The organism is Amycolatopsis sp. NPDC021455, from assembly GCF_040640995.1.
GTDB lineage: Bacteria > Actinomycetota > Actinomycetes > Mycobacteriales > Pseudonocardiaceae > Amycolatopsis.
Genome location: NZ_JBFACT010000015.1, coordinates 15,423 through 37,842, shown reverse-complemented (window position 1 = coordinate 37,842; position 22,420 = coordinate 15,423). Strand labels below are relative to the sequence as shown.

At 72.4% G+C, this 22,420-nt stretch carries 22 protein-coding genes; 16 read left to right on the top strand and 6 right to left on the bottom strand.

Going from position 1 to position 22,420, the window contains the following annotated elements; translation table 11 throughout:
- The first annotated feature begins 168 nt into the window (after window positions 1-168).
- Together AB0G28_RS19775 and AB0G28_RS19770 are read left to right on the top strand one after the other, a co-directional pair.
- Window positions 169-1,608, top strand: coding sequence for a hypothetical protein (locus AB0G28_RS19775; protein WP_361090445.1), 1,440 nt, complete (start codon window positions 169-171; stop codon window positions 1,606-1,608).
- A gap of 290 nt (window positions 1,609-1,898) precedes the next feature.
- Window positions 1,899-2,597 carry an alpha/beta hydrolase gene (locus tag AB0G28_RS19770; RefSeq protein ID WP_361090442.1) on the top strand — a complete coding sequence of 233 codons (699 nt, stop codon included), beginning with the start codon at window positions 1,899-1,901 and terminating at the stop codon, window positions 2,595-2,597.
- A gap of 23 nt (window positions 2,598-2,620) precedes the next feature.
- On the opposite strand, the gene AB0G28_RS19765 is transcribed toward AB0G28_RS19770, so the two are convergent.
- The 4 genes from AB0G28_RS19765 to hemG all read right to left on the bottom strand — a co-directional run bounded on the left by AB0G28_RS19765 (window position 2,621) and on the right by hemG (window position 6,980).
- The gene (locus AB0G28_RS19765) at window positions 2,621-3,754 is read right to left on the bottom strand and encodes an MFS transporter (protein WP_361090439.1); all 1,134 of its coding nucleotides are present in this window, start codon (window positions 3,752-3,754) and stop codon (window positions 2,621-2,623) included.
- A gap of 117 nt (window positions 3,755-3,871) precedes the next feature.
- Window positions 3,872-4,627 (bottom strand): ABC transporter permease, encoded by a 756-nt coding sequence (locus AB0G28_RS19760; RefSeq protein WP_361090436.1) that lies wholly within the window; start codon window positions 4,625-4,627, stop codon window positions 3,872-3,874.
- Window positions 4,624-5,580 (bottom strand): ABC transporter ATP-binding protein, encoded by a 957-nt coding sequence (locus AB0G28_RS19755; RefSeq protein ID WP_361090433.1) that lies wholly within the window; start codon window positions 5,578-5,580, stop codon window positions 4,624-4,626. The genes AB0G28_RS19760 and AB0G28_RS19755 overlap by 4 nt, the downstream gene beginning before the upstream one ends.
- A complete protein-coding gene (hemG, locus tag AB0G28_RS19750; protein ID WP_361090431.1) occupies window positions 5,577-6,980 on the bottom strand; it encodes a protoporphyrinogen oxidase in 1,404 nt (467 codons plus the stop codon). The genes AB0G28_RS19755 and hemG overlap by 4 nt, the downstream gene beginning before the upstream one ends.
- A gap of 211 nt (window positions 6,981-7,191) precedes the next feature.
- Between hemG and hemA the strand changes: the two genes are divergently transcribed.
- The 14 genes from hemA to ccsB all read left to right on the top strand — a co-directional run bounded on the left by hemA (window position 7,192) and on the right by ccsB (window position 20,621).
- A complete protein-coding gene (gene hemA / locus AB0G28_RS19745) occupies window positions 7,192-8,487 on the top strand; it encodes a glutamyl-tRNA reductase (protein WP_361090428.1) in 1,296 nt (431 codons plus the stop codon).
- Window positions 8,484-9,485, top strand: a complete 1,002-nt coding sequence (hemC, locus tag AB0G28_RS19740; protein WP_361090425.1) for a hydroxymethylbilane synthase — start codon at window positions 8,484-8,486, stop codon at window positions 9,483-9,485. The genes hemA and hemC overlap by 4 nt, the downstream gene beginning before the upstream one ends.
- A 158-nt stretch (window positions 9,486-9,643) precedes the next feature.
- Window positions 9,644-10,633, top strand: coding sequence for a porphobilinogen synthase (gene hemB, locus AB0G28_RS19735; RefSeq protein ID WP_361090422.1), 990 nt, complete (start codon window positions 9,644-9,646; stop codon window positions 10,631-10,633).
- The gene (gene hemE / locus AB0G28_RS19730; RefSeq protein WP_361090419.1) at window positions 10,630-11,661 is read left to right on the top strand and encodes a uroporphyrinogen decarboxylase; all 1,032 of its coding nucleotides are present in this window, start codon (window positions 10,630-10,632) and stop codon (window positions 11,659-11,661) included. The genes hemB and hemE overlap by 4 nt, the downstream gene beginning before the upstream one ends.
- Window positions 11,658-12,590, top strand: a complete 933-nt coding sequence (gene hemF / locus AB0G28_RS19725) for an oxygen-dependent coproporphyrinogen oxidase (protein ID WP_361090416.1) — start codon at window positions 11,658-11,660, stop codon at window positions 12,588-12,590. Before hemE ends, hemF begins: the two co-directional genes overlap by 4 nt.
- The gene (gene hemL, locus AB0G28_RS19720; RefSeq protein ID WP_361090413.1) at window positions 12,587-13,942 is read left to right on the top strand and encodes a glutamate-1-semialdehyde 2,1-aminomutase; all 1,356 of its coding nucleotides are present in this window, start codon (window positions 12,587-12,589) and stop codon (window positions 13,940-13,942) included. Before hemF ends, hemL begins: the two co-directional genes overlap by 4 nt.
- Window positions 13,929-14,936, top strand: coding sequence for a metal ABC transporter substrate-binding protein (locus AB0G28_RS19715; protein WP_361090410.1), 1,008 nt, complete (start codon window positions 13,929-13,931; stop codon window positions 14,934-14,936). Before hemL ends, AB0G28_RS19715 begins: the two co-directional genes overlap by 14 nt.
- On the top strand, window positions 14,917-15,717 hold the full coding sequence (locus tag AB0G28_RS19710) for an ATP-binding cassette domain-containing protein (RefSeq protein WP_361090407.1): 801 nt from the start codon (window positions 14,917-14,919) through the stop codon (window positions 15,715-15,717). Before AB0G28_RS19715 ends, AB0G28_RS19710 begins: the two co-directional genes overlap by 20 nt.
- On the top strand, window positions 15,714-16,619 hold the full coding sequence (locus AB0G28_RS19705; RefSeq protein WP_361090404.1) for a metal ABC transporter permease: 906 nt from the start codon (window positions 15,714-15,716) through the stop codon (window positions 16,617-16,619). Before AB0G28_RS19710 ends, AB0G28_RS19705 begins: the two co-directional genes overlap by 4 nt.
- A gap of 57 nt (window positions 16,620-16,676) precedes the next feature.
- Complete coding sequence (locus AB0G28_RS19700) at window positions 16,677-18,086, top strand: IS701 family transposase (RefSeq protein WP_361090401.1); 1,410 nt, start codon at window positions 16,677-16,679, stop codon at window positions 18,084-18,086.
- On the top strand, window positions 17,969-18,430 hold the full coding sequence (locus AB0G28_RS19695; RefSeq protein ID WP_361090773.1) for a hypothetical protein: 462 nt from the start codon (window positions 17,969-17,971) through the stop codon (window positions 18,428-18,430). Before AB0G28_RS19700 ends, AB0G28_RS19695 begins: the two co-directional genes overlap by 118 nt.
- Window positions 18,427-19,029 carry a hypothetical protein gene (locus AB0G28_RS19690; RefSeq protein WP_361090398.1) on the top strand — a complete coding sequence of 201 codons (603 nt, stop codon included), beginning with the start codon at window positions 18,427-18,429 and terminating at the stop codon, window positions 19,027-19,029. The genes AB0G28_RS19695 and AB0G28_RS19690 overlap by 4 nt, the downstream gene beginning before the upstream one ends.
- A 152-nt stretch (window positions 19,030-19,181) precedes the next feature.
- Window positions 19,182-19,562: a hypothetical protein gene (locus AB0G28_RS19685; RefSeq protein ID WP_361090395.1), complete on the top strand. Its 381-nt coding sequence runs from the start codon at window positions 19,182-19,184 to the stop codon at window positions 19,560-19,562.
- 78 nt (window positions 19,563-19,640) lie between these two features.
- Window positions 19,641-20,621, top strand: coding sequence for a c-type cytochrome biogenesis protein CcsB (gene ccsB / locus AB0G28_RS19680; protein WP_361090392.1), 981 nt, complete (start codon window positions 19,641-19,643; stop codon window positions 20,619-20,621).
- Window positions 20,622-20,624: 3 nt separating this feature from the next.
- Here the strand turns inward: ccsB and AB0G28_RS19675 are convergent, their stop codons facing one another.
- Both AB0G28_RS19675 and AB0G28_RS19670 read right to left on the bottom strand, forming a co-directional pair.
- A complete protein-coding gene (locus AB0G28_RS19675; protein WP_361090389.1) occupies window positions 20,625-21,398 on the bottom strand; it encodes an ABC transporter permease in 774 nt (257 codons plus the stop codon).
- Window positions 21,395-22,372, bottom strand: a complete 978-nt coding sequence (locus AB0G28_RS19670; protein WP_361090386.1) for an ABC transporter ATP-binding protein — start codon at window positions 22,370-22,372, stop codon at window positions 21,395-21,397. Before AB0G28_RS19670 ends, AB0G28_RS19675 begins: the two co-directional genes overlap by 4 nt.
- Between the last annotated feature and the right edge of the window lie 48 nt (window positions 22,373-22,420).

The window sequence follows — 22,420 nt, the reverse complement described above, 5'->3', positions numbered from 1 at the left end:
GCGGACCAGCATTCCCGACTTGCCCGGCCGCGCGGATTCCCGCCGGAGGGGAGTTTTCGCCGGAGTTTCCGGGTGATCTCGCGGTGCTGCGGCGGACGGCGGGGATGCGCTACGGTGACCGACCGTCGGCGGTGGGGTGGATCACCTATTCGGTCTCGGAGCGGCGTCATGGGAACCAGCGGATCGAAGCCCGGGAGCAAACCCGAGCGGGAACGGCTCCGGCACCAGCTGCTCGCCGGCGGCTGCGGCCCGGCCCGGATCGCGGCCGAGATGGCCGGCCGCTGGCAGTTCAACCCGCGCCAGGCCTGGCGGTACACCCACGGCCTGTCCCAGACGGCGGTCGCGGCGCGCTGCAACGACCTGCTCGGCGACGGCCGGGCCCCGATGACCGGGAAACGGATCAGCGAATACGAGGCGTGGCCGCAGCGGGGCGTCCGGCCGACCGTCCACGTCCTGGCCCTGCTCGCACGGGTCTACGGCACGGTGCCCCGGGCCCTGCTCGGCGAGGACGAACTGCCACTGCTGCCCGAGCCGGAGCGGCTCGTGCTCGACCAGCTTCCGCCGGCCGGGCAGGACGTGGCTCCCGCGTCACCCGAACCCGGACGGCTCGACGCCGCCGCGGTCCGCGCCGCCGCCCACGCGTCCGGGGCGCACGCCGAACGCGCCGAAGTCACCGAGGTCGGCGCGATCACGCTCGAGCAGCTCGACCACGACGTCGTCGAGCTCGCGCGCACCTCGATCCTCACCCAGCCCGCCGAGATCTTCGGCGAGCTGGTCCGCGTGCGCGACCGCGTCTACCAGGCGCTGCAGCGGCGCGCCCACCCGGCTCAGCAGTCGCACCTCTACCTGCTCGCCGGCCAGACGTGCGGGCTGCTGGCCAACGCCAGCATGGAGCTGGGCTGCTACGGCGCCGCCGCCGAACAGTCGCGCGCCGCCTGGGTCTACGCCGAGATCATCGGCCACAACGGACTCAAAGCGTGGCTGCGCGGCACCCAGGCGCTCATCGCGTTCTGGTCGGGAAACCCGCGGGAGGCGGCGCACCTGGCGAAGGCCGGCCGCGAATACCTGCGGCACGGCACCGGCTTCGTCCGGCTGTGCAACATCGAAAGCCGCGCCTGGGCCTACCTCGGTGACGTCCGCGAGACCCAGAAGGTCATCGGGATGGGACACCACGCGCGTGAGCACGTCACCGAGCCCGACGAGCTGCACGACCTCGTCGGCGGCGAATTCGGGTTCGACGAGGCACGGCAGTCCTTCTGCAACGCCGGCGCCTGGGTGCAGGTGGGCAAGCCGACACTGGCGATCGAGGCCGCCGAACGCGCACTGCGCCTCTACGCGACGGACGCCGAACGCAACCGCCGCTACGGCGGCGAGGCGTCCGCCCGGCTGGAGATGACCGACGGATACCTGGCCACCCGGGAACTGGACGCCGCCGACGTCGCGCTCGACCCGGTGATCAGCACGTCCGCCACCGCCGGCGTCGCCCACCTGGCCACCCGCCTGTCCGACATCTGCGCGACGCTGGACACCCCGCCCTACCGGAATTCCCGCGAAGCCAAGGAACTCGCCGAGCGGATCCGCGCCCACCCGGCCCTCACCACCGGCTGACTACGTCGAGGCCGGGCGGTAGGAAACAACGGGCACCGGTCACGGTGCCCCGCAAGTGCGTCCCGATCGCCGGATCAGCGCCGTCGGCCGAACGGCCGGGGCCGGCCGTTCGCCGAGACCGCTGTCGTGGTGCCCGGAATGGTGAACCGGTGCTTCGCCGTGGAAGCGCTGAGCCGAGTCCGATCGCGGTGGCGGGCTCCGGAGGTTCGCCAGCGCGTGCGGCGCTGGCGGGTTCCCACCTGAGCTGAATTCAGTTAGTCTCTGTCGTCGCCGTCGCGAAGGAGACTCGGATGTCGTTCGTGCTGATCCATGGCGCCGCCTGCGGAGCCGCTTGCTGGGACCCGCTGATCCCGCTGCTCGACGGCGACACCCTGGCCGTGGACCTGCCCGGCCGCGGCCGCCGGGGCGACGTCGACGTCAGGACCGTCACCCTGGACGACTGCGGCAAGGCTGTCGCGGCCGACATCCTCGAGCGCGACCTCACGGACATCGTGCTGGTCGGCCACTCGTTCGGTGGTGTCACCGTCCCGCGCGTGATGGCGCTGCTGCCCGAGCGGATCCGGCACGTCGTGCTGTTGTCGGCCGTGGTGCCCGAAGACCGGACACGGGTGCTCGACCAGATCGACCCGGACGTCCGGACCGCCGTCGAAGCAGGCATCGGCGGTGGCGTCTACTCGATCGGCGCCGACGCCGCACAGGTCATGCTGTGCAACGACGCCGACGAAGAGCAGACCGAGTTCATCCTCGGCGGACTGGTCGACGACGCGGCGGCACTGCTCGCCGAACCCGTGGACCTCGCGGGGTACGAACTCCCCATCCCCCGGACCTACATCCACCTGGCCGACGACCAGTGCTACCCGCCCGAGCTGCAAGCCCGCTCGAGCGAACGCATCGGCGCCGACACCGTCACACTCCACGCCGGCCACATGGCGATGGTGACCATGCCCGACGAGGTCGCCGCCATCCTGACCGCCGCGGCCATGAACTGAAATCGGTTTGCCTCACCGCGGAGTCAGCGAGGTTCGGAGTCCGCCCGGTCCGGGGTTTCGGCACGCAGGCCGCTCGCGTTCCCGCGCAGGTTCACCACCATGGCCACCCCCGCCGACAGGACGGCCCCCACCGCGTACGGAAGCCACGCCCCGACGTCGAACAGGGCACCTGAGCCGAGTGGTCCCAACGCTCTCGCAGCCGCGGCAGCCGACTGCCCCTGGCCCATCCTCGCGCCGCGCTGCTCCGGCGGGCCCGCTCCCGCCAGCATGCTCGCCACCGTCGCCGTGACGAGACCGTTGCCCGCCGACAGCACCACCACCGCCACCACGAAGAACGGCAGCGGGGCAAACGGCAGCACACCCAGGCCGACGGCCATCGCCACCGCCCCCGCCAGCGCGACCCGCGCCTCGCCCCACCGGCGTGACGCCCGCGCCACCAGAAGACCTTGCACCAGGAACAACGCCGCTCCCGCCAGGCACAGCAGAACCCCGACGAACGCGGGGCCGGCCCCGAACCGCCCGGCGGCGAGGAAGGCCAGTGTCGTCTCCATCCCGACGAAGGCCGCCATCGTGGCGAAACCCGCGACCAGCAGCGGCCACGGCGCGATCACCCCACGCTCGGACGTCTTCGTCCCAGTGGCCGGTGCCGGCCGTCCCGCGGGCAGGGTCCGCCAGGCCAACACCAGGTTTCCTGCTGCCAAAGCCGCCGCGATGTACGCGGTGACGTCGAAACCCAGGGGCGTCGCGAGCGCACCCAGCGCGGGGCCGACCGTGAAGGCCAGGCCGATCGCGGCACCCACCAGGCCCATCGCCTTCGTCCGGCGTTCCGGGCCGCTCAGGTCCGCGGCGAAGGCCTGCGCGACGCCGATGCTGCCGCCGCAGATCCCGGCCACCACGCGCGCCAGCAGCAGAACCCACAGACTCCCGGCCGCGCCCAGCACGGCCAGCGAGACCGCCGACCCGGCCAGGCTCAGCAACAGGAGACGACGGCGCCCGTGCCGGTCGGCCAGCCCGCCCAGGACCGGCGCCGCGGCCGCCTGTGTCACCGAGTAGCTGGTCAGCAGCACGCCGAGCCAGATCCCGCCGCCCCCGAGCACGCCGACCTGGAACGGCAGCGACGGCAATACCAGGGTGAAGCTGAGCAAGTCGACGAACACGGTGGCGCACAGGGCCGGCAGGGCGTTCTTGCGGGGAATCTTCGGCTCCTCACGGCTTCCGGGTGGTCTGTCTACTACAGCGCGTCATGCTACGCCATGTAGTAGACAGACCGTCGGCTACTCCCAGCGGAACCAGCGGACCGCCGCGGCGATCCCCGCCGCCGCCCAGATCAGCAGGCCGAGCCAGCTCGACAGCGGCGCGGGACCGCCGCCGGAGAGCGTCGCGCGAAGTCCTTCGGTGAGCGCCGGCAGCGGCAGCACGTACCCCGTCCAGGCTGCCTGCGGCACCGGGAACATCACGCCACCGGCCACCAGCAGGACCAGGTAGACCAGCGTCGCCGCGCCCGCGGTGGCCTGCGCGGGCAGGGTTCCCGCGATCAGCAGGCCGAAGCTCGAGAACGCCGCCGTGGCGAGCAGGACGAGCCCGAGCGCGGTCGCCAGCTGCCCCGGGTGCGGCCGCCAGCCCAGCAGCAGCCCGGCCCCGGCGAGCAGTACCAGCTGGAGCCCGATCACCGCCAGCACGCCCGCCGTCTTGGCCACCAGCAGCCCCCACCGGGTCAGCGGCGAGCCGCCGAGCCGTTTGAGCACGCCGTACGCGCGTTCGTACCCGGTGTTGATCGCCTGGCCGGTGAACGCGGTCGACATCACCGCCAGCCCGATCACCCCGGGCACCACGAAGCCGAGCCGGTCGTCCGTGGGCAGCCGGACCACGTCGGTGAGCCCGGCACCGAGCAGGGCGGCCAGCGGCACCAGCACGTTCAGCACGAGGGTCTCCCCGCGCCGCAGGATGAGGGAAACCTCCAGCCGCGACTGGCGGCGCAGGATGCCCGCCAGCCCCGCCCGCGCGGGCGCCGGGGCGAACATGCCGGTCATCGCCGTTCCTTTCCGCCGGTGAGGGTGAGGAACACGTCCTCGAGCGTGCGCCGTTCGGTGCGGAGGCTGGTCACTCCCGCGTCCTCGGCCGCGCACCACGCCGCGACCAGCGCCAGTCCCCGGGTGTCCAGTACCCCGGTCAGCAGGTAGTCGCCCGGCGCCGTCTCGGCCGCCGTCAGCTCGCCCGGGAACCGCGCGAGCAGGTCGGCCAGCGGCAGTCCCGGTCGGGCCCGGATCGTCACCCGGTCGATCCCCGCGGCCGCGGTCAGCTCGCGCGGCGAGCCCGACGCGAGCACCCGGCCACGGTCCACGATGACGACGTCGTCGGCGAGCCGCTCGGCTTCGTCCAGCAGGTGGGTGGTGAGCAGCACCGCCACGCCGTCCGCGCGCAGCTCGCTCACCAGCTCCCAGGTGGCGTGCCGGGCCTGCAGGTCCATCCCGGCGGTCGGCTCGTCGAGGAACACCACCTCGGGCCGGCCGACCAGTGCGAGGGCCATGCCGAGCCGCTGCTTCTCGCCGCCGGAGAGGCGCAGGTAGGGCGTCCGGGCGAACCTGGTGAGCCCCATGCGCTCGATCAGCACGCCGACGTCGAGCGGATGGGCGGCGAACGACGCGAACAGGGCGAGCATGTCGGCCGGCGTCACCCGGGGGTAGACACCGCCGGACTGGAGCATGATGCCGATGCGGGGCATCAGCCGGTCGTGGTGCGCGCCCGGGTCCAGGCCGAGGATCCGGACCGTTCCCCCGGCCGCGGCGCGATAGCCCTCGCAGCATTCGACGATCGAGGTCTTCCCCGCGCCGTTCGGGCCGAGCAGGGCGAGCACCTGCCCGCGGGCGAGGGAGAACGACACGCCGTCCACCGCGGTCTTGCCGCCGTAGCGGACGACGAGCTCGTCCACTTCGATCGCCGCGGCGTCCACCGCGACCGGCCGGGCCGAGACCGCCGCGTTCACCGGCCCGTACCGAGGATCTCGCCGGCCACCCGCCGCGCGTCGCGGACACAGTCGTTGATGCCCACGCCGTGGTAGGTGTTCCCGGCGACGTGCAGGCCGCCGAGACCGGCGATCGCCGCGAGGCCGGCGTCGATCCGGGCGCGGTGGCCGACCTGGTACTCCGGGATCGCCCGGCGCCACAGGTGGTCGAAGGAGAACACGGGCGCACCGCGGACGCCGAAGATCCGCCGCAGGTCGTCGTGGATGACTTCGACCGCCTCCGCGGACGACAGCTCGGCGAACCCCCGGTCCTGCACCCCGCCCGCCAGCGTCCGGATCAGCACGGTGTCCGGTGGCGCCTGCTCGGGGAAGATCGTCGACGTGTGGATGGTGCCGAGGATGTGCGTGCGCTCGGTGGGGATGGTGAGGAAACCGATGCCGTCGGGCTGGACGGCGAGGTCGGCTCGCCGGTACCCGATCCCCACCACCCGCACGTCGGGGTGCGGGATCTCGGTCAGCGTGGCGGCGAACCGCGGCAGGTGCGCCTCCAGCAGCGCCGCCGCCCGGTACGCCGGCAGGGCCAGCACCACGTGCCGCGCCTCGAGGACCTCGCCACCGGAAACCCTTACCCGCCAAGCACTGCCATCCCGATCGACGCCGTCTACCCGGCTGCCGAGCCGGACGTGCTCGGTGACCGCCTTCTCCAGCACGTCGATCAGCCGTTGCATACCCTGCCCGCGGAAGCTGAACAGGTTCGCGCCGAACTCCTCGAACTTCGGCAGCCTCGGCAGCCGCCGCCCGGCCGCGCGCTGCTGCTTCCAGGTCTCCTTGAGCGCGCCGAGCAGGATGCTGCGGTGGTCGCGCTCCAGCTGCCGGATGAACGGGAACTTCGCGTCCACGCTGAGGTTCCGGGCGTCGCCGCCGGTCACGCCGAGCACCGCGGGCACCGCCAGCGCCCGCGCGGCCCGCACCCCGAACCGGCGTGCGGTGAAGTGGAAGAACGGTTCCTCCTCGGTTCGCCGCGGCACGAAGATCTCGGCGGCCACCCGCGCCTTACCCCGCGCGTCGAGCAGAGACGACCGCAGGAAGCTCGGCACCGATGTCGGCATCGGCACCAGGCGCCGGTCGTCGCTGAGCAGGAACAACCGCTGTGCGGGGTCTTCCGCGACCATCATCTCGTCACCGAGACCCAGTTCCCGGGCCAGGTCGGCGACCCCGCCGGGGCCGTAGACGACGAACCCGTGCGGCCCGGTGTCGACGGTGAAGCCGTCCCGCCGGTAGGAGCCGACGATGCCGCCGACGCGCTCGCCCGCTTCCAGCAGAGTGAAACTGGTCCCGGGGGACCTGGCGGACAACTGCTGGGCGACGGTCAGCCCGGTTATCCCACCGCCGACGATGACCACGTCGAATTGTTTAGCCACGATGAGCCACCTTTTCTCTGCCGATGTCGATGACGAAGCCGTAATGGCGAGGACGGCACGCTAACAGGACCAACCTCGCCTGGTGGGGCCAAGTGCGGTTGACGCACCGGGTGCCCGGATAACTGCGGTTGCCGTCGGAAAGCGTTGATTCCACGCGATTCCCGCGCCTACTGTCCGGTCGCACACCACTTTCGAAGAACGGCGGCGACCCATGACAATTCTTGCCATCGGTGCCTGTTACAAAACCGCGGCAACCGCACTGCTCGAGCGCCTGTCCGTGGGCACCGACGAGCTCGCGGCGACCCTCCGGCACCTGCACGGCAGCACGGCCATCTCCGAGGTCATGGTGCTGTCGACCTGCAACCGCACCGAGGTGTACGTGGCGACCACAGCCTCCCCGCGGCAGGCGGCGCATTCACTCGAGCACTTCTTCGCCGCCCGCGGCGGCTTGTCCATCAGCGAGGTCCTCGGGTTCCTCCAGATCCGGCAGGAAGCCGAAGCCGTGACGCACCTGTGCGCCGTCGCCTGCGGACTGGACTCGATGGCGACCGGCGAGGAGCACATCGTCGCCCAGCTCCGCGCCGCGCTGCAGGCGGCCCAGTCCGCCGGGACGGCCCGCGGGCTGCTCACCTCCGCGGTCGACACCGCCTTGCGCGCCAGCAAGCGCGCCAGGACCGAGACCCGGATCGGCACCGCGACCCCCTCACTGCTCAGCGCCGGGCTGGAACTGGGCAGCGCGATGCTCGGCGGCCTGGCCGGCCGGACCGCGGTGCTGATCGGCTCCGGTTCCATCGGCTCGCTGGCCGCGAAGACGCTGCGGGCCGAAGGGATCGAGGAGATCCTGGTGAACAGCCGCACGCAGGCGAACGCGGTCCGTCTCGCCGAACTGGTCGACGGGGTCGCGGTGGGACCTGGCGAGCTGACCGAGGCCCTGGCTCGGTGCAGTGTGCTGGTGACCGCGACCGGCGCGGCCGAACCGGTGGTCGGCTCCGAAGTGCTCCACGCGGCGCGGCGCGCGGCCGGCTTCGCCCCGATGTTCTGCCTCGACCTGGCGATGCCCCGGGACATCGAACGGGCCTGCCGGGACATCGACGGCGTCAGCCTGGTCGACCTCGAAATCCTCGGCGGGTTCCTGGCCGGCCGCGGCGAACCGTCCGAACTGGACGCGGCGTGGAAGATCGTGGCCGAGGAGTCGGCGGGCTTCACCAGCGCCCGCCGCACCGCCGTCGCCGCTCCCCTCATCTCGGCGCTGCATTCGCACGCCACCGACCTCGTCAAGACCGAGTTCAGCAGGCTGCGGACCCGCCTTCCGAAGCTGGGCACCCAGGAACAGGCGGAGACCGAGGCCGCGCTCAACCGGGTCGTGCGGAAGCTCCTGCACACCCCGACCATCCGCGTCAAGGAACTCTCCCGGGCGGCCGACGGCGGGGTGTACGTCGAGGCGCTGTCCCTGCTTTTCGACCTCGAACTCCAGTCCACAGCAGACAACAGTGAGGTGAGCCGATGACGAACAGCACCCCGGACACGCCGCCCCTGCGGCTCGGCACCCGCCGGAGCAAGCTGGCCACGGTCCAGGCGCAGTGGGTGGCGGACGAAATCACCGCCGCGACCGGACGCCCGGTGCGGCTGGTGCCGCTGTCGTCGGCGGGCGACGAAAGCAGCGCCCCCATCGCGACCTTCGGCAGCACCGGCGTGTTCGTCACGGCGCTGCGGGACGCGTTGCTGCGTGGCGAAGTCGACTTCGTCGTGCACTCGTTCAAGGACCTGCCCACCGCCCCGGAACCCGGGCTGCGGCTGGCCGCCGTGCCCGTCCGCGAAGACCCGCGTGACGCGCTGGTGTGGCGGGACGGCGAAATCCGGCCGGCCGCGGTGCCCGCCGGGACGCGGATCGGCACCGGTTCCCCGCGGCGCGGGGCGCAGCTGCTCGCGCTGGCACCGGACGTCGAAGTCGTGCCCGTGCGCGGCAACGTCGACAGCCGGCTGGCGATGGTCACCTCCGGCGCCCTCGACGGCGTCGTGCTGGCGACCGCCGGGCTGGCGCGGCTCGGCCTGCTGAGCCCGGCCGTGACCCCGATCCCCGCGGACACGCTCGTCCCCGCACCGGCCCAAGGCGCGCTGGCGGTCGAATGCCGCGCGGGCGACGACGCCGTGGCCGCCGTGCTGGCCCGGATCGACCACGCGCCGACGCGGACCGTCGTCGACGCGGAGCGCACCGTGCTGCGCGAGCTCGACGCCGGCTGCACCGCCCCGGTCGGCGCGTACGCCGAGTGGGTCTCCGGCGGCGACGCCCGGCGGCTGCGGCTGACCGGGATGGTCGCCGCGCCCGACGGGTCGGCCGTGCTGCGCCGAAGCGCCACCGGCACCGGCGACGCGCCGGCCGACCTCGGCGGCCGCGTCGCCGCCGCGCTGCTCGCCGCCGGAGCGGCGACGGTGCTCGGCGCGGCCTCCCCGCACGGCACGCCCGCCGACCCGCGCACCCCGCCCCGCGTTCCGCAACCCCACTGACCCGCCGGCGACCTCGGCGACCGCGCCGCCGCCGCGTTGTTCGCCGCCGGGTCGGCGACCGTGCTCGCCGACCCGCCGGGCGACCTCGGAGACCGCGCCGCTGCCGCGCCCCGCGTTCCGCAACCCGGCAGACCCGCCGAACCCAGGAGGTAACGACCATGTCCGTCATCCCGCCCGGCCCGCCACGGGTGCGGCCCCGGCGCCTGCGGCGCACCGCCGCCCTGCGGCGTCTCGTCACCGAGACCCACGTGCGTCCGCAGCACCTCGTCCTGCCGCTGTTCGTCAAGGAGAGCCTCACCGAACCCGTGCCCGTCCCGTCGCTGCCGGGCGTCGTGCAGCACACGCGGGATTCGGTGCGCAAGGCCGCGCACGCCGCGGTCTCGGCCGGCGTCGGCGGCCTGATGTTGTTCGCCGTGCCGCGGCGGCGCGACCCGTCCGGCTCGGCGGCCACCGACCCGGACGGCATCCTCAACACCGTCGTCCGGGACGTGGTGTCCGAGGTCGGGGACGCCGGTGTCGTGATGGCCGACCTCTGCCTGGACGAGTTCACCGACCACGGCCACTGCGGAGTGCTCACCCCGGACGGCGCCGTCGACAACGACGCCACCCTCGTGCGCTACGCCGAGATGGGGGTGGCCCTCGCCGAGGCGGGCGTGGACGTGGTCGGTCCCAGCGGCATGATGGACGGCCAGGTGGCCGCCATCAGGTCCACTTTGGACGACCACGGGCACACCGGCGTCGCCGTACTCGCCTACACCGCCAAGTACGCCTCCGCGTTCTTCGGTCCCTTCCGGGACGCCGTCGACTCGCAGCTGACGGGCGACCGCAAGACCTACCAGATGGATCCCGGCAACGGCCTCGAAGCGGCCCGCGAGCTCGAACTGGACCTGGCCGAGGGCGCGGACATGGTGATGGTCAAGCCCGCCATGTCCTATCTGGACATCGTGCGCCGGGTGGCGGACACGGTGTCCGTGCCGGTCGCGGCCTACCAGGTGTCCGGCGAGTTCGCGATGGTGGAGGCCGCCGCCCGGCGCGGCTGGCTCGAGCGGGACCGGGTGATCGTCGAAACGCTCACCTCGATCCGCCGGGCCGGGGCATCGGTCATCCTGACCTACTGGGCCACCGAAGCCGCGGAGCGGCTGCTGTGAGCGCCCTGTTCCTCGACGCGGCCTGGGGCAGGCCGACGTCCACGGTGCCGATCTGGCTGATGCGGCAGGCGGGCCGCTACCTGCCCGAATACCGGAAACTCAAGGAGCGGCACGGGTTCTGGGAGATGGTGCGCCGGCCCGAGCTCGCCGTGGAGATCACGTTGCAGCCGGTGCGGCGGTTCCCGCTGGACGCGGCGATCCTGTTCAGCGACATCATGACGCCGCTGCCGTCGATGGGTCTCGACATCGAGTTCACGCCCGGGCCGGTGCTCGCGCGGCCGGTGCGGACGCGGGCCGACGTCCGGCGCCTCGTGCTGCCCGAGGCCGGGGAGCTCGCGCCGTTCGTCATGCAGGCCTGCCGCCAGCTGCGGGAAGAGTCACCGGTGCCGCTCATCGGGTTCGCGGGCGCGCCGCTGACGCTGGCCACCTACGTGGTGCAGGGTGGCGGCGCGAACGACCACGGCGAGCTGCGCGCGTGGCTGCGGCGGGAACCGGCCGCGGCCCACGAGCTGCTCGACAAGCTGACCAAGACGACCATCCGCTACCTGCGCGCCCAGATCGACGCCGGGGTGCAGGCGGTCCAGCTGTTCGACAGCTGGGCGGGCGTCCACGACAGCGAGGGCTACGGGACCTACGGCCTGCCCTACGCCCGACGCGTGCTGGACGCGCTCGCCGGGCTCGGCGTCCCGCGGATCTACCTCGCCGTCGGGGCTTCGCACCTGTACCCGCGAATCGCGACGCTCCCGGCCGAAGTGATCAGCGTGGACTGGCGGACCTCGCTCGCCGTGTGCCGCGAGCAGCTGCCGGGCAAGGTGCTCCAAGGCAACCTCGACCCCGGGCTGCTGCTCGCCTCGCCGCGGGCGGCGGTCTCCGGCGCGAACGCGGTGCTCGAAGCGGGACTGGGTGGCCCGCACATCTTCAACCTCGGGCACGGCGTCCTCCAGCAGACCCCGCCGGACACGGTGGCGCGGCTGGTCGACGCGGTGCACGAGTTCCGGCGTGACGACGAAGGGGGACCGAACCGGTGAATCTGAGCGACGCGATGGCCGAACTGTTCTACGGCGGGCAAAGCCGGCTGGTGAGGGCGTTCGAAGACTACGACGGTGAGGCGTCGTTTCGGCGCGAACCCTGGCAGCGGGCCGGGCTCGGCGGCGGACGGGTCTGCACCCTGGAGGGAGGCCGGGTCTTCGAACGTGCCGGAGTGAACGTCTCCGCCGTGTCCGGCGCCCAGGTCCCGCCCTCGGTCGGCGCCCAGCTGCCCGAGACGGCCGGGAAACCGTTCCGGGCGACCGGGATCTCGATGGTGCTGCACCCGCTCAACCCGTACGCGCCGTCGTTCCACGCGAACTTCCGCTTCTTCGAGACGGGCGACGCCTGGTGGTTCGGCGGCGGGCTCGACCTGACGCCGATGTACGGCTTCGACGACGACGCCGTGCACTTCCACCGGACGCTGCGCGACTGGTGCGACCGCCACCCCGGCACCGCGGACCACGAGAAGTGGAAGTCCGCCTGCGACAGCTACTTCACCATCGAGCACCGCGGTGAAATGCGCGGGATCGGCGGCGTGTTCTTCGACCACCTCACCGCGACCGGCCCGGACGGCTTCGCGGCGCACCGCGCCCTCGTCGCCGACGGGCTGGACACGATCCTGGCCGCCTACCGGCCGATCCTCGATCGGCGCACCGAGCTGCCCTACGGGGAAGCCGAGCGGCGCTGGCAGCTGATCCGGCGCGGGCGTTACGCGGAGTTCAACCTGGTGTACGACCGCGGCACGATGTTCGGCCTGCAGACGAAGGGCAACATCGAGGCCATCCTGATCTCGATGCCGCCGATGGCGAGCTGGGCCTACGACGTCCGGCCCGAGCCGCGGTCTCCCGAAGCGGACCTGAGCCGGTTCCTCCAGCCCCGCGACTGGGCCGGAGCGCGGGCGCCGCAGGTGAAGGAGCTGTCCCGATGACAGCCTCCGTTCCCGTCATCCACCCGTTCGGGGCTCCGGCCGCCGAAGCGCTCTTCGACCGTGCGAAGGCCGTGATCCCGGGCGGGGTCAACTCCCCCGTCCGCGCCTTCCAGGCCGTCGGCGGAACACCCCGGTTCCCGGTCCGGGGCTCGGGTCCCCACCTGACCGACGCCGACGGCCGGGAGTACGTCGACCTGGTGAACTCCTGGGGCGCCCTGCTGCTCGGGCACGCCCATCCCGCGGTGGTCGAGGCGGTCACCGCCGCCGCGGCCAAGGGCACGTCCTTCGGCGCACCGACCGAAGGCGAGGTCCTGCTGGCCGAGGAGATCGTGCGCCGGGTGCCCGCGGTGGAGCAGGTACGCCTGGTCAGTTCCGGTACCGAGGCGACGATGTCGGCGATCCGGCTGGCGCGCGCGGCGACCGGACGCGCCAAGGTGGTCAAGTTCGCCGGCTGCTACCACGGGCACGTCGACGCGCTGCTGGCTTCGGCGGGCTCCGGCCTGCTGACGCTGGCGCTGCCGGACAGCGACGGCGTCAGCGGCGCCCAGGTGACCGACACCATCGTGCTGCCGTACGGGGATCTCGGCGTCGTGCGGGAACTCTTCGCCCGGCACGGCGGCGAAATCGCCTGCCTGATCACCGAGGCGGTCCCGGCGAACATGGGCGTCGTCCCACCGCCGCCGGGTTTCACCGCCGCGCTGGCGGAGATCTGCCGGGACCACGGCGCGCTCTTCGTCGCCGACGAGGTGATCACCGGCTTCCGCGTGGGACCCGGTGGCTGGTCGCGGGTGGAGGGCGTGCGTCCGGACCTGCTGACCTTCGGCAAGACGATGGGCGGTGGTGTCCCCGCCGCGGCTTTCGGCGGGCGTGCCGACCTGATGGGCCTGCTGGCTCCGGCCGGCCCGGTGTACCAGGCCGGGACGCTCTCGGGCAATCCGCTGGCGACGGCGGCCGGGCTGGCGACCTTGAGCCAGGCGACCGGCGAGCTCTACGCCCGGCTGGACCGGATCGCCGCCGACCTGCGCGCGGCGGTGTCCGCCGCGCTGAGCCGTGAAGGCGTGCCGCACCGCGTGCAACACGCGGGCAGCCTCTTTTCGGTCTTCTTCACCGCGGACGAGGTCACGGACCAGACGAGCGCGCTCGGCCAGGACACCGCCGCGTACCGCGCGTTCTTCCACGCGATGCTCGCCCGGGGCGTCTACCTGCCGCCGTCCGCCTTCGAGGCGTGGTTCGTGTCGGCCGCGCTGGACGACTCCGCGCTGTCGCGCGTGTACGAGGCGCTTGCGCCGGCGGCCGCGGCGGCCGGGCAGGCTTCCGGACCCACCCGAGGAGGCACCCGTGCGTCCGACTAGACCCGCCGTTCTGCTGGCCGCCTGCCTGCTGGCCGGCTCGACGGCGCTCACCGCCTGCGGCGATCCGGCGCCCGCACCGGCCGACGGCAAGCCGCAGGTGGTCACCACGGTGGCGCCCCTGACCAGCATCGTGGCCTCGGTCGTCGGCGACCGGGCCGACGTGCACGGGCTGGTGCCCGAGGGGACCAACAGCCACACCTTCGACCCGCCGCCGAGCGCCGGCCGGGTGCTCGGCGAGGCCGACGTCGTCTTCCTCAACGGCCTGCAGCTGGAGGAGCCGACGAAGAAGCTCGCCGAGAGCACCAAGCGCGCCGACGCGCGGATCGTCGAACTGGGGCCCGCGGTCCTGCCGGAACGCGACTACATCTACGACTTCTCCTTTCCCAAGGAAGAGGGCAAGCCGAACCCGCACCTGTGGACCGACCCGACGTATGCGGTGAAGTACGCCGACACCGTCCGGGACACCATGATCCAGCTCGATCCGGGGAACGCGGCGACCTACCGGCGCAACGCCGAAGCCTTCGACCGCAAGGCGAACGCGCTCGCCGGCGCCCTGCGCGCCGACCAGCGTTCGATCCCGGAGGACCGGCGGGAGCTGCTCACCTACCACGACGCCTACGCCTACTTCGCCAGGACATTCGGCTGGAAGGTCGTCGGCGCGATCCAGCCGAAGAACTTCGAGGACCCCACCCCGCAGGAGATCGCCGGCCTGATCGAGCAGGTGAAACGGGACAAGGTCACGGCGATCTTCGGGTCCGAGGTCTTCCCGTCGAAGGTGCTCGAACAGATCGGCGCCGCCACCGGCGTCCGGTACGTCGACGTCCTCCGCGACGACGACCTGCCCGGCTCACCCGGCGCCCCCGAGCACTCCTGGCTGGGCCTGATGCGGTTCGACTACGTGACCATCGTGGAGTCCCTCGGCGGCACGGCGCCGGCGCTGAAAGCCCTCGACACCCACGAAGACACGGTGAGCCATGCTGACTACCCGCAGTAGCCCGGCCGGGACGGTGCTCGCCGAGCTGCGCCGGGTGGACGCCGGCTACGGCGGCAAGATCGCCCTGCGCGCGGTCGACCTGACGGTGCGTCCGGGAACCTTCACCGGCGTGGTCGGCCCCTCCGGCTCCGGCAAGACCACCCTGCTGCGGCTGCTGCTGGGCACGGTCACACCGGCGCGGGGCCGGCTCGAGCGGGCGCGGGACCTGTCGGTCGGCTACGTGCCGCAGCTGGAGACCATCAACTGGGACTTCCCGATCACCGTGCGCGAATGCGTGCTGATGGCCCGCCGCCAAAGCAGGCCGTGGCCGTGGCCGAGCCGGGCCGAACGGCACGACGTCGAAGAGGTGCTCGACCGGCTGGCCATCGGGGAGACCGCCGGACGGCGGATCCGCGAGCTCTCGGGCGGCCAGCAACAGCGGATGTTCCTGGCGCGGGCGCTGCTGCGGCGGCCGCGGCTGCTGCTGCTCGACGAACCGACCAGCGGCCTGGACGTGGCCACCCGCCACGACATCCTGCACCTGCTGGGCCGGCTCAACGCCGAGGGCATGGCGATCCTGCTGACCACCCACGACCTCAACGGGATCGTCACCCACCTGCCGCACGTCGTCTGCCTGCGCGAACGGGTGGTCGCGGCGGGCGCGCCCGTCGAAGTCATCCGGCCGGACGTGCTGGAACGCACCTTCGGCGCGCGCATGGAGGTGCTGGAGCACTCGGGTCTGCTCGTGGTCGTGGACCGCCGTATCCCCGGGCTGGAGCGGCACGAGGAGGTGCGGCCGTGAGCTGGCTCCACGTCCTGCTCGACCCGTTCCGCTACCAGTTCTTCGTCAACGGCTGCCTGATCGCGACCGTCGCCGGCGCGCTGTGCGGGCTCACCGGCGTGTACATCACCCTGCGCGGGATGTCCTACCTCGGGCACGGGCTGTCCCACTCGGTGTTCGGCGGCTTCGCCGCGGCCTCGATCGTCGAGGTGAACTACTACGTGGGTGCGGGCGTCTGGGGGCTGTTCAGCGCGCTGCTGATCAACCGGGTCGCCCGCAGCCGGGGAATCGGCTCGGACGCCGCCATCGGGGTGATCACCACGGCTTCGTTCGCGCTGGGCGTCGCCCTGCTCACCGTGTTCGGCAGCCGGGGGCCGTCGTTCGACGCGGCGCTGTTCGGCTCCATCGTCGGCGTGCGGACCACCGACGTGGTGGTCGTCGGCGTCGTCGCGGCGCTGACCGGCGTCGCGGTGCTGGTGCGGTACCGGGCCCTGCAGTTCACCACCTTCGACCCGGAGGTGGCGACGGCCTCGGGGGTGGCCGTGGCCCGGATGGACGTGCTGCTGATGTCCGTGCTGTCGCTCGCGGTCCTCACCACGCTGACCGTCATCGGCGTGACCCTGGTCGCCGCGGCGCTCGTCGTGCCGGCGGTGATCGCCCGGATGATCGCGCGGCCGTTCGCGAAGGTGCTGCCGCTCGCGGCGGGCATCGGGGCGGTCACCGGGTTCGCCGGGATGAACCTGAGCTACCACGTCGACGTGCCCAGCGGCACGACGATCGTCCTCGTCGGCGCCGCGCTGTTCGCGCTCACATACCTGGTCACCGGCCGTCGCCGCGGCGCGGGCCGGCGAGCCGGTGACCGGGCTCCGGATGACCGGATCATCAACCGCACTTATCCGGAGGGACATATAGAACCCGAGTAGATTGGAAGGCCGAGTACCGGGGAAGAAGGCAGCGTACTTCTGGGGCGGGGGAAAGCAATGGATTCATCTGGGGACGGCTCACGACGCCCACTTGAATTGCTCGATGATTTGCACAGCTATATCAAACCGCGTTTCGCGCGCGCGGAACCGAGAGAACGGGCCAGGACGTTTCTCCACGGGCTGCTGAGCCCGGTCCGGCGCCGAACCGGGTGGCAGCTGGCCGCGCAGGGCGGAGAGAAATATCCCGACGGGATGCAACGGCTCCTGAGCTCCGCGCATTGGAACGCCGACCACGTCAGGGACGATGTGAGAAACTTCGTGCTCGGCTATGCCGCCGAGCGGGACGCCGCTTTGGTGATCGACCAATGGCGATTCCGGAAACGGGGCAGCAGATCGGTCGGCGTCCACGAACACAGAACCGGAAAGGGCAGGCGGACCGAAAACGTCCAGCGAGGACTGTTTCTCACCTATGCGTCCACGAGCGGGCGGTTCCTGATCGACCGCGAACTGTATCTCCCGTCCTCCTGGACCGAAGACGCGTCCAGGAGGACGGCCGCCAGGGTGCCGGACGAGATCACCCACCGCACGCCGTCCGAGCTCGCCGCGGCGATGGTGGCCAGGACCTTCATCGCCCGGACCCCGGCCCGGTGGGTCACCGCGACCGAGGAGTTCGCCGCCGACCAGCGGCTGCGGACCTTCCTGGAGCGCAACCAGGTGTGGTTCGTGCTGGGCTGGTCCCCGGACCGCGTCCTGCCGTTCGCCGGGGACGGCCGGGCGCAGCAGCACACCGCGGCGACCGCGGCGGGCCTGCTCCCGGAACAGGCGTGGGTGCCCGGCCGGGAGCTGGACGGCGTGTCCGGCACCCACCTGTGGGCCCGGCTCCCCACGCCGCCGCCCGGCCCCGGCCGGCTCGCGCACTGGCTGCTCCTGCGCCGCGGCCCGGCGGGCCACGGCGACCTGCGCAGCTACCTCTGCGGCAGCTCGCCGGCGACCTCGCTGGCCGAGCTGGCGCGGGTGGCGAGCCTGGCCGAGGACAACGTCGCGGTCCTGGCCTCGGCCTGCGAGAACACCGGGCTCGACCAGTACGAGGTCCGCCACTGGACCAGCTGGTACCGCTACACGACGCTCTCGCTCGCCGCGCACAACTGCGTCGCGCTGGCAGGCGACCCCCGCGACTGGACACCACCGGAACCGGCGCGGCCCGAAGACCCGCCCCGGCCGCGCCGGGCAGCCGGCCCGGTCCGGCGCACCCCGTCCGCCCGCACCCCGTCCGCCAACACCAAGGAGGAACAACCGTGTCCCCAGCACAGGCAGCCGGCGCCACGCCGGCCGAGCACGCCCTGCAGGCCATGTGCGACCAGGTCCGCGCCTACCTCGAACTCCGGCGAAAGCACGGTGCCGCCGAGGCCGAAGAGCTATCACTGGCCGGTCTGCCGGAACGCCAGCGCGGCCGAATCGGGCCACTGATCGAGCACGGCCGGCTGGCGGACGGCCTGGCCAAGGCCGTGCCCGGCCTCGACGCCATCGGCATCTCGACCGAGTTCGTCGACGTCTCCACCGAAGACGAGGACGCCGCGCTGGAAGTGATGCTCACCTGCAGCTGCCTCGCGGCCGCCGAGCGGCTCGGCCTCGAGCCCGCCGAACCGGTGGTCTGCGGGCTCGACCTCACCGCCACCGAGCGCGCGTTCCCGGACCTCACCGTGCGCACCCTTTCCCGGCAGACCGAGGGCAGAAAACTCTGCGTCTTCCGTTTTTCCCGTCCCGCACGCGACGACGGGACCGCCGTCGCCGACACCAAGGAGATGAAGTGACCAGCAAGCGCAACTGGCCGGCCAAGGCGAAGGACGCCCTGGCCGGAACCGCCCGGCAGGCGCGGGTTTTCCTGGCCGTCACCGGATTTCTCTTCCTCCACATTCCGGTGGTGCTCACGAGGGCCAACGCCAGCCGGGGAAAGGCGCCGAGACTCCCGGACGGCAACATTTCGTTCGCTTTCTACGGGGACATCGACGAACCGGGCGAAACCCGCAGCGTGCGCGCCGACCTGCGCGCGGACCAGAACCTGTTCGTCGAGCTGCTCATTCCGAAACTGAGCCCGGAACAGGACCTCACGGAGGCGGAGCTGCCCACGCTGACGATCGAGTCGCCCTCCGGGCGGAAGCAGGTGCTGACCGCGAGCAAGCGGGAGACGTTCGACGAGCCGTACACCAACACGTCGTACCTCAGCTACCTGACCGGGCGGTTCCCGGCGGAAAAAGGCACCTACACGCTGACGGTGTCCGGACGGGCGAAGGCGCGGTTCGTGCTCGCCGTCGGTGACGACGAGCGCCCCGGTGACGTGTTCGAGGGCGTGATCGGCTCGGTCGCCGACGTGCACCGGTGGTACGGCGCCGAGCCCTCCACCGCGCGTTGACGGTCCCTGCGGGCAGGACTCGGCTGCTCGGCCGCTTCCCCGGCCGAGCAGCCGAGCTTCCCCTCGCCGATTTCCGCCTTGACAACCATTCGGCGGGTCCATTCTACTACGCCGTGTAATCCTACGCTGTGTAGTAAAATTCCGGGGACCCCATGATCGACACTCTCGCCACCGCCCTGACCTTCGCGGCCCTCGCCGCCGCCGTCTGGGCGCTGGTGCTGATCGCGCTCAACCGGCCGGTGGGCCTGCGCCGGCCCGACGGCCGGGCACTACTCGGCCTGCTGGCCCTGATCGAACTGGGCCTGCTGGTCCAGGCCGTGGTCGGCGTCGTGAACCTGGTCACCGCGGACCGCGAGTTCGAGCACCTCACGTTCGGCGCGTACCTGATCGGCCTGCTGTTCGTCCTGCCGCTGGCGACCGTGTGGTCGATGGCGGAGCGGACCCGCTGGGGCCCCGGGGTGCTCGTCATCGGCGCCGTCGCCGTCCCGGTGATGATCCTGCGGCTTTCCCAGGTGTGGGCCGGCACCGCCTGACCTCCCGGCGAGTACTACAGCCTGAAGTACTACAGTGCGTCGGAGAAAGACCGCGTCCTGTGTCGGAAGGCGTCACCCATGCCCCTCCTCGCCATGTACAGCGACTGGCTGTTCATCAGCGCGTACGGCATCTACATGCTGGCGGCCCTGCTGGCCGCCGCCGAGTACGCCGTCGGGCGGTACCCGGTCGGCCGGCGGGAACCCGCGGAACAGCTCGTGATGTCCGGCGCCGGTGCGCCACCCCCGCCCACCGGCTACGGGCCGGTGCGGCCGGATCGGCGGTCGATCCCGGAACGGTGCGGCCGCACCGCGGTGGCGCTGACCGTGCTGGGCGCGATCCTGCACGGGGGTTCGGTGGTCCTGCGCGGCGTGGCGACGTCGCGGGTGCCCTGGGGCAACATGTACGAGTACATGTCCATGGTCGGCTTGGTGGCCGTCATCGGCTGGCTGTACGTGCTGCGGAAGCACCCCGTGCGCAAAGCGGCGGTCTTCGTGCTGCTGCCGATCTCCCTGCTGCTGTTCCTGGCGGGGAACGTGCTCTACACCGAAGCCGCGCCGGTCCAGCCCAGCCTGCGCTCGTACTGGATCCTGATCCACGTGGCGGCCGCGATCATGGCGAGCGGCGTCTTCCTGATCTCCGGCATCACCAGCGCCCTGCACCTGGTCAGCACGAGGCACGCCACCGAGCCTGACCGCGAGCCGAGCCCGGCGACCGGCAAGGGCACGCGCGCGACCCGCCTGCCGTCGCCGGAGTTCCTCGACAAGCTCGCGTACCGGACCGGCGTGTTCGGGTTCGCCACCATGACGTTCGCGATCATCACCGGCGCGGTCTGGGCCGAATCGGCGTGGGGCCGCTACTGGGCCTGGGACCCGAAGGAGACCGCGGCTTTCGTCTCGTGGGTCTGCTACGCGGCCTACCTGCACGCCCGCTCGACGCCCAGCTGGCGCAAGCGCCGCGCGGCCTGGGTCAACCTCGTCGGGCTGGTGGCCGTGCTGTTCAACCTGTTCTTCGTCAACCTGGCCGTGTCGGGACTGCATTCCTACGCGGGAGTCAACTGACGGTCATTCCCACCGGAACCACAGCACCACCGAGACCAGGCCGAGCACCGCCCACAGGCCCAGCAGGCTCCAGTAGCCGACCGGCACCCCGGCGCCGGCCGACAGCGCGGACCTCAGCCCTTCGGCCAGCGCGGTGACGGGCAGCAGCTGGGTCCAGTCGACCACCCGGGTCGGGAGGGGGAAGACCACGTCGCCGAACACGATCATAACCAGGTACGCCAGGTTGGCGGCCCCGGACGTCGTTTCGGCCCGCAGCCGGCCCGCCATGATCAGGCCCACCCCGGCGAACGCCGCGGTCGCCAGTGCGACGAGCCCCACCGCGCCGAGGAGGCCGTCGCCGTGCGGCCGCCAGCCGAGGAGCACGCCGAGGCCCGCCAACACCACCACCTGCGCCTCGATCACCACCACCGCGGCGGCCATTTTCGCCAGGAGCAGCCCCCAGGTCGGCAGCGCACTGGCGCCGAGCCGCTTGAGCACGCCGTGGCCGCGTTCGTAGCCGGTGGAAACCGCGAGGCCGACGAAGGCCGACGCCATCACCGCCAGCGCGATGGCCCCGGGCACGGCGAACCCCAGCCGGTCGGCGGTCGGCAGCCGGATCACGTCGGAAACCCCGACGCCGAACAAGGCGAGCACCGGCGGGACCGTCATCACGACCAGGCTGTCGATCCGCCGGGACAACAGCCGCAGTTCCATGGCCGCCTGGCGCGCGATGAGCGCGGGCAACGGCGCACGCCCGGTGCCCGGGCTCAGGTCCAGGAGCGGGCCGTCGGCGGTCACGGCGTCTTCCTCGCGGTCACGGCGAGGAAGACGTCCTCCAGGCTCGGCCGCACCGCCCGGACGTCGGTGACGACCGCGTCCTGCCCCACGCACCAGGCCAGCGCGGTGCCGATGACCGCGCCCAGCTCGCCCTGCCGCAGATTCCCGATCTCGTACTCCCCGTCGCCCGGTTCGGTCACCGTCGCCCTGGCCGGCAATTCCGGCCGCAACCGCTCCAGCGGCAGGTGCGGGCGGGAGCGCACGCGCACCCGGTCGAGGGACGCCGCCGACGTCAGCTCCGCGGGCGAGCCGGCGAGGGCGACGCGGCCGGCGCGCATGATCACCACCTGGTCCGCCAGCCGCTCCGCCTCGTCGAGCAGGTGCGTCGTCAGCAGCACGGTGACCCCGGCCGCCCGCGCCTGTTCGATCAGCGTCCAGGTGGCGTGCCGTCCCGCCACGTCCATGCCCGCGGTCGGTTCGTCCAGGAACAGCACCGCCGGGCGTCCGACCATCGCCATGGCGAGGTGGAGCCGTTGCTTCTCGCCGCCGGAGAGCCGGCGGCATTCGGTGTGCAGGACGCCGGTGAGGCCGAGCCGTTCGGCGAGCGCGTCCACCGGCAGGGGCTGCGCGGCGAAGGAGGCCAGCAGCTTCAGCGCCTCGCCCGCTCGCGCCGCCGGGTGGACGCCGCCGGCTTGCAGCATCACGCCCACGTGCGGCATCACCACGTCGTGGTCCGTCCACGGGTCCCGGCGCAGGACGCGGACCCGGCCGCCGGAAGGGGGCCAGAAGCCCTCGCAAACCTCCACAGTGGACGTCTTGCCCGCGCCGTTCGGCCCCAGCAGCGCGAGCACGCTGCCCCACGGGACCGCGAACGACACGCCGTCCACGGCGGTGACCGAGCCGTACCGCACCACCAGGTCGGTCACTTCGACGGCGGGGACCCGCTCCGCCAAGGGCGTTTCCAGGTCCTGCGCGGCGCCTGCCTGCCCGGTCATCACATCCCCCGATTCGCCCTGGACAAGGCCACCCGGGGCCCGCGCTTC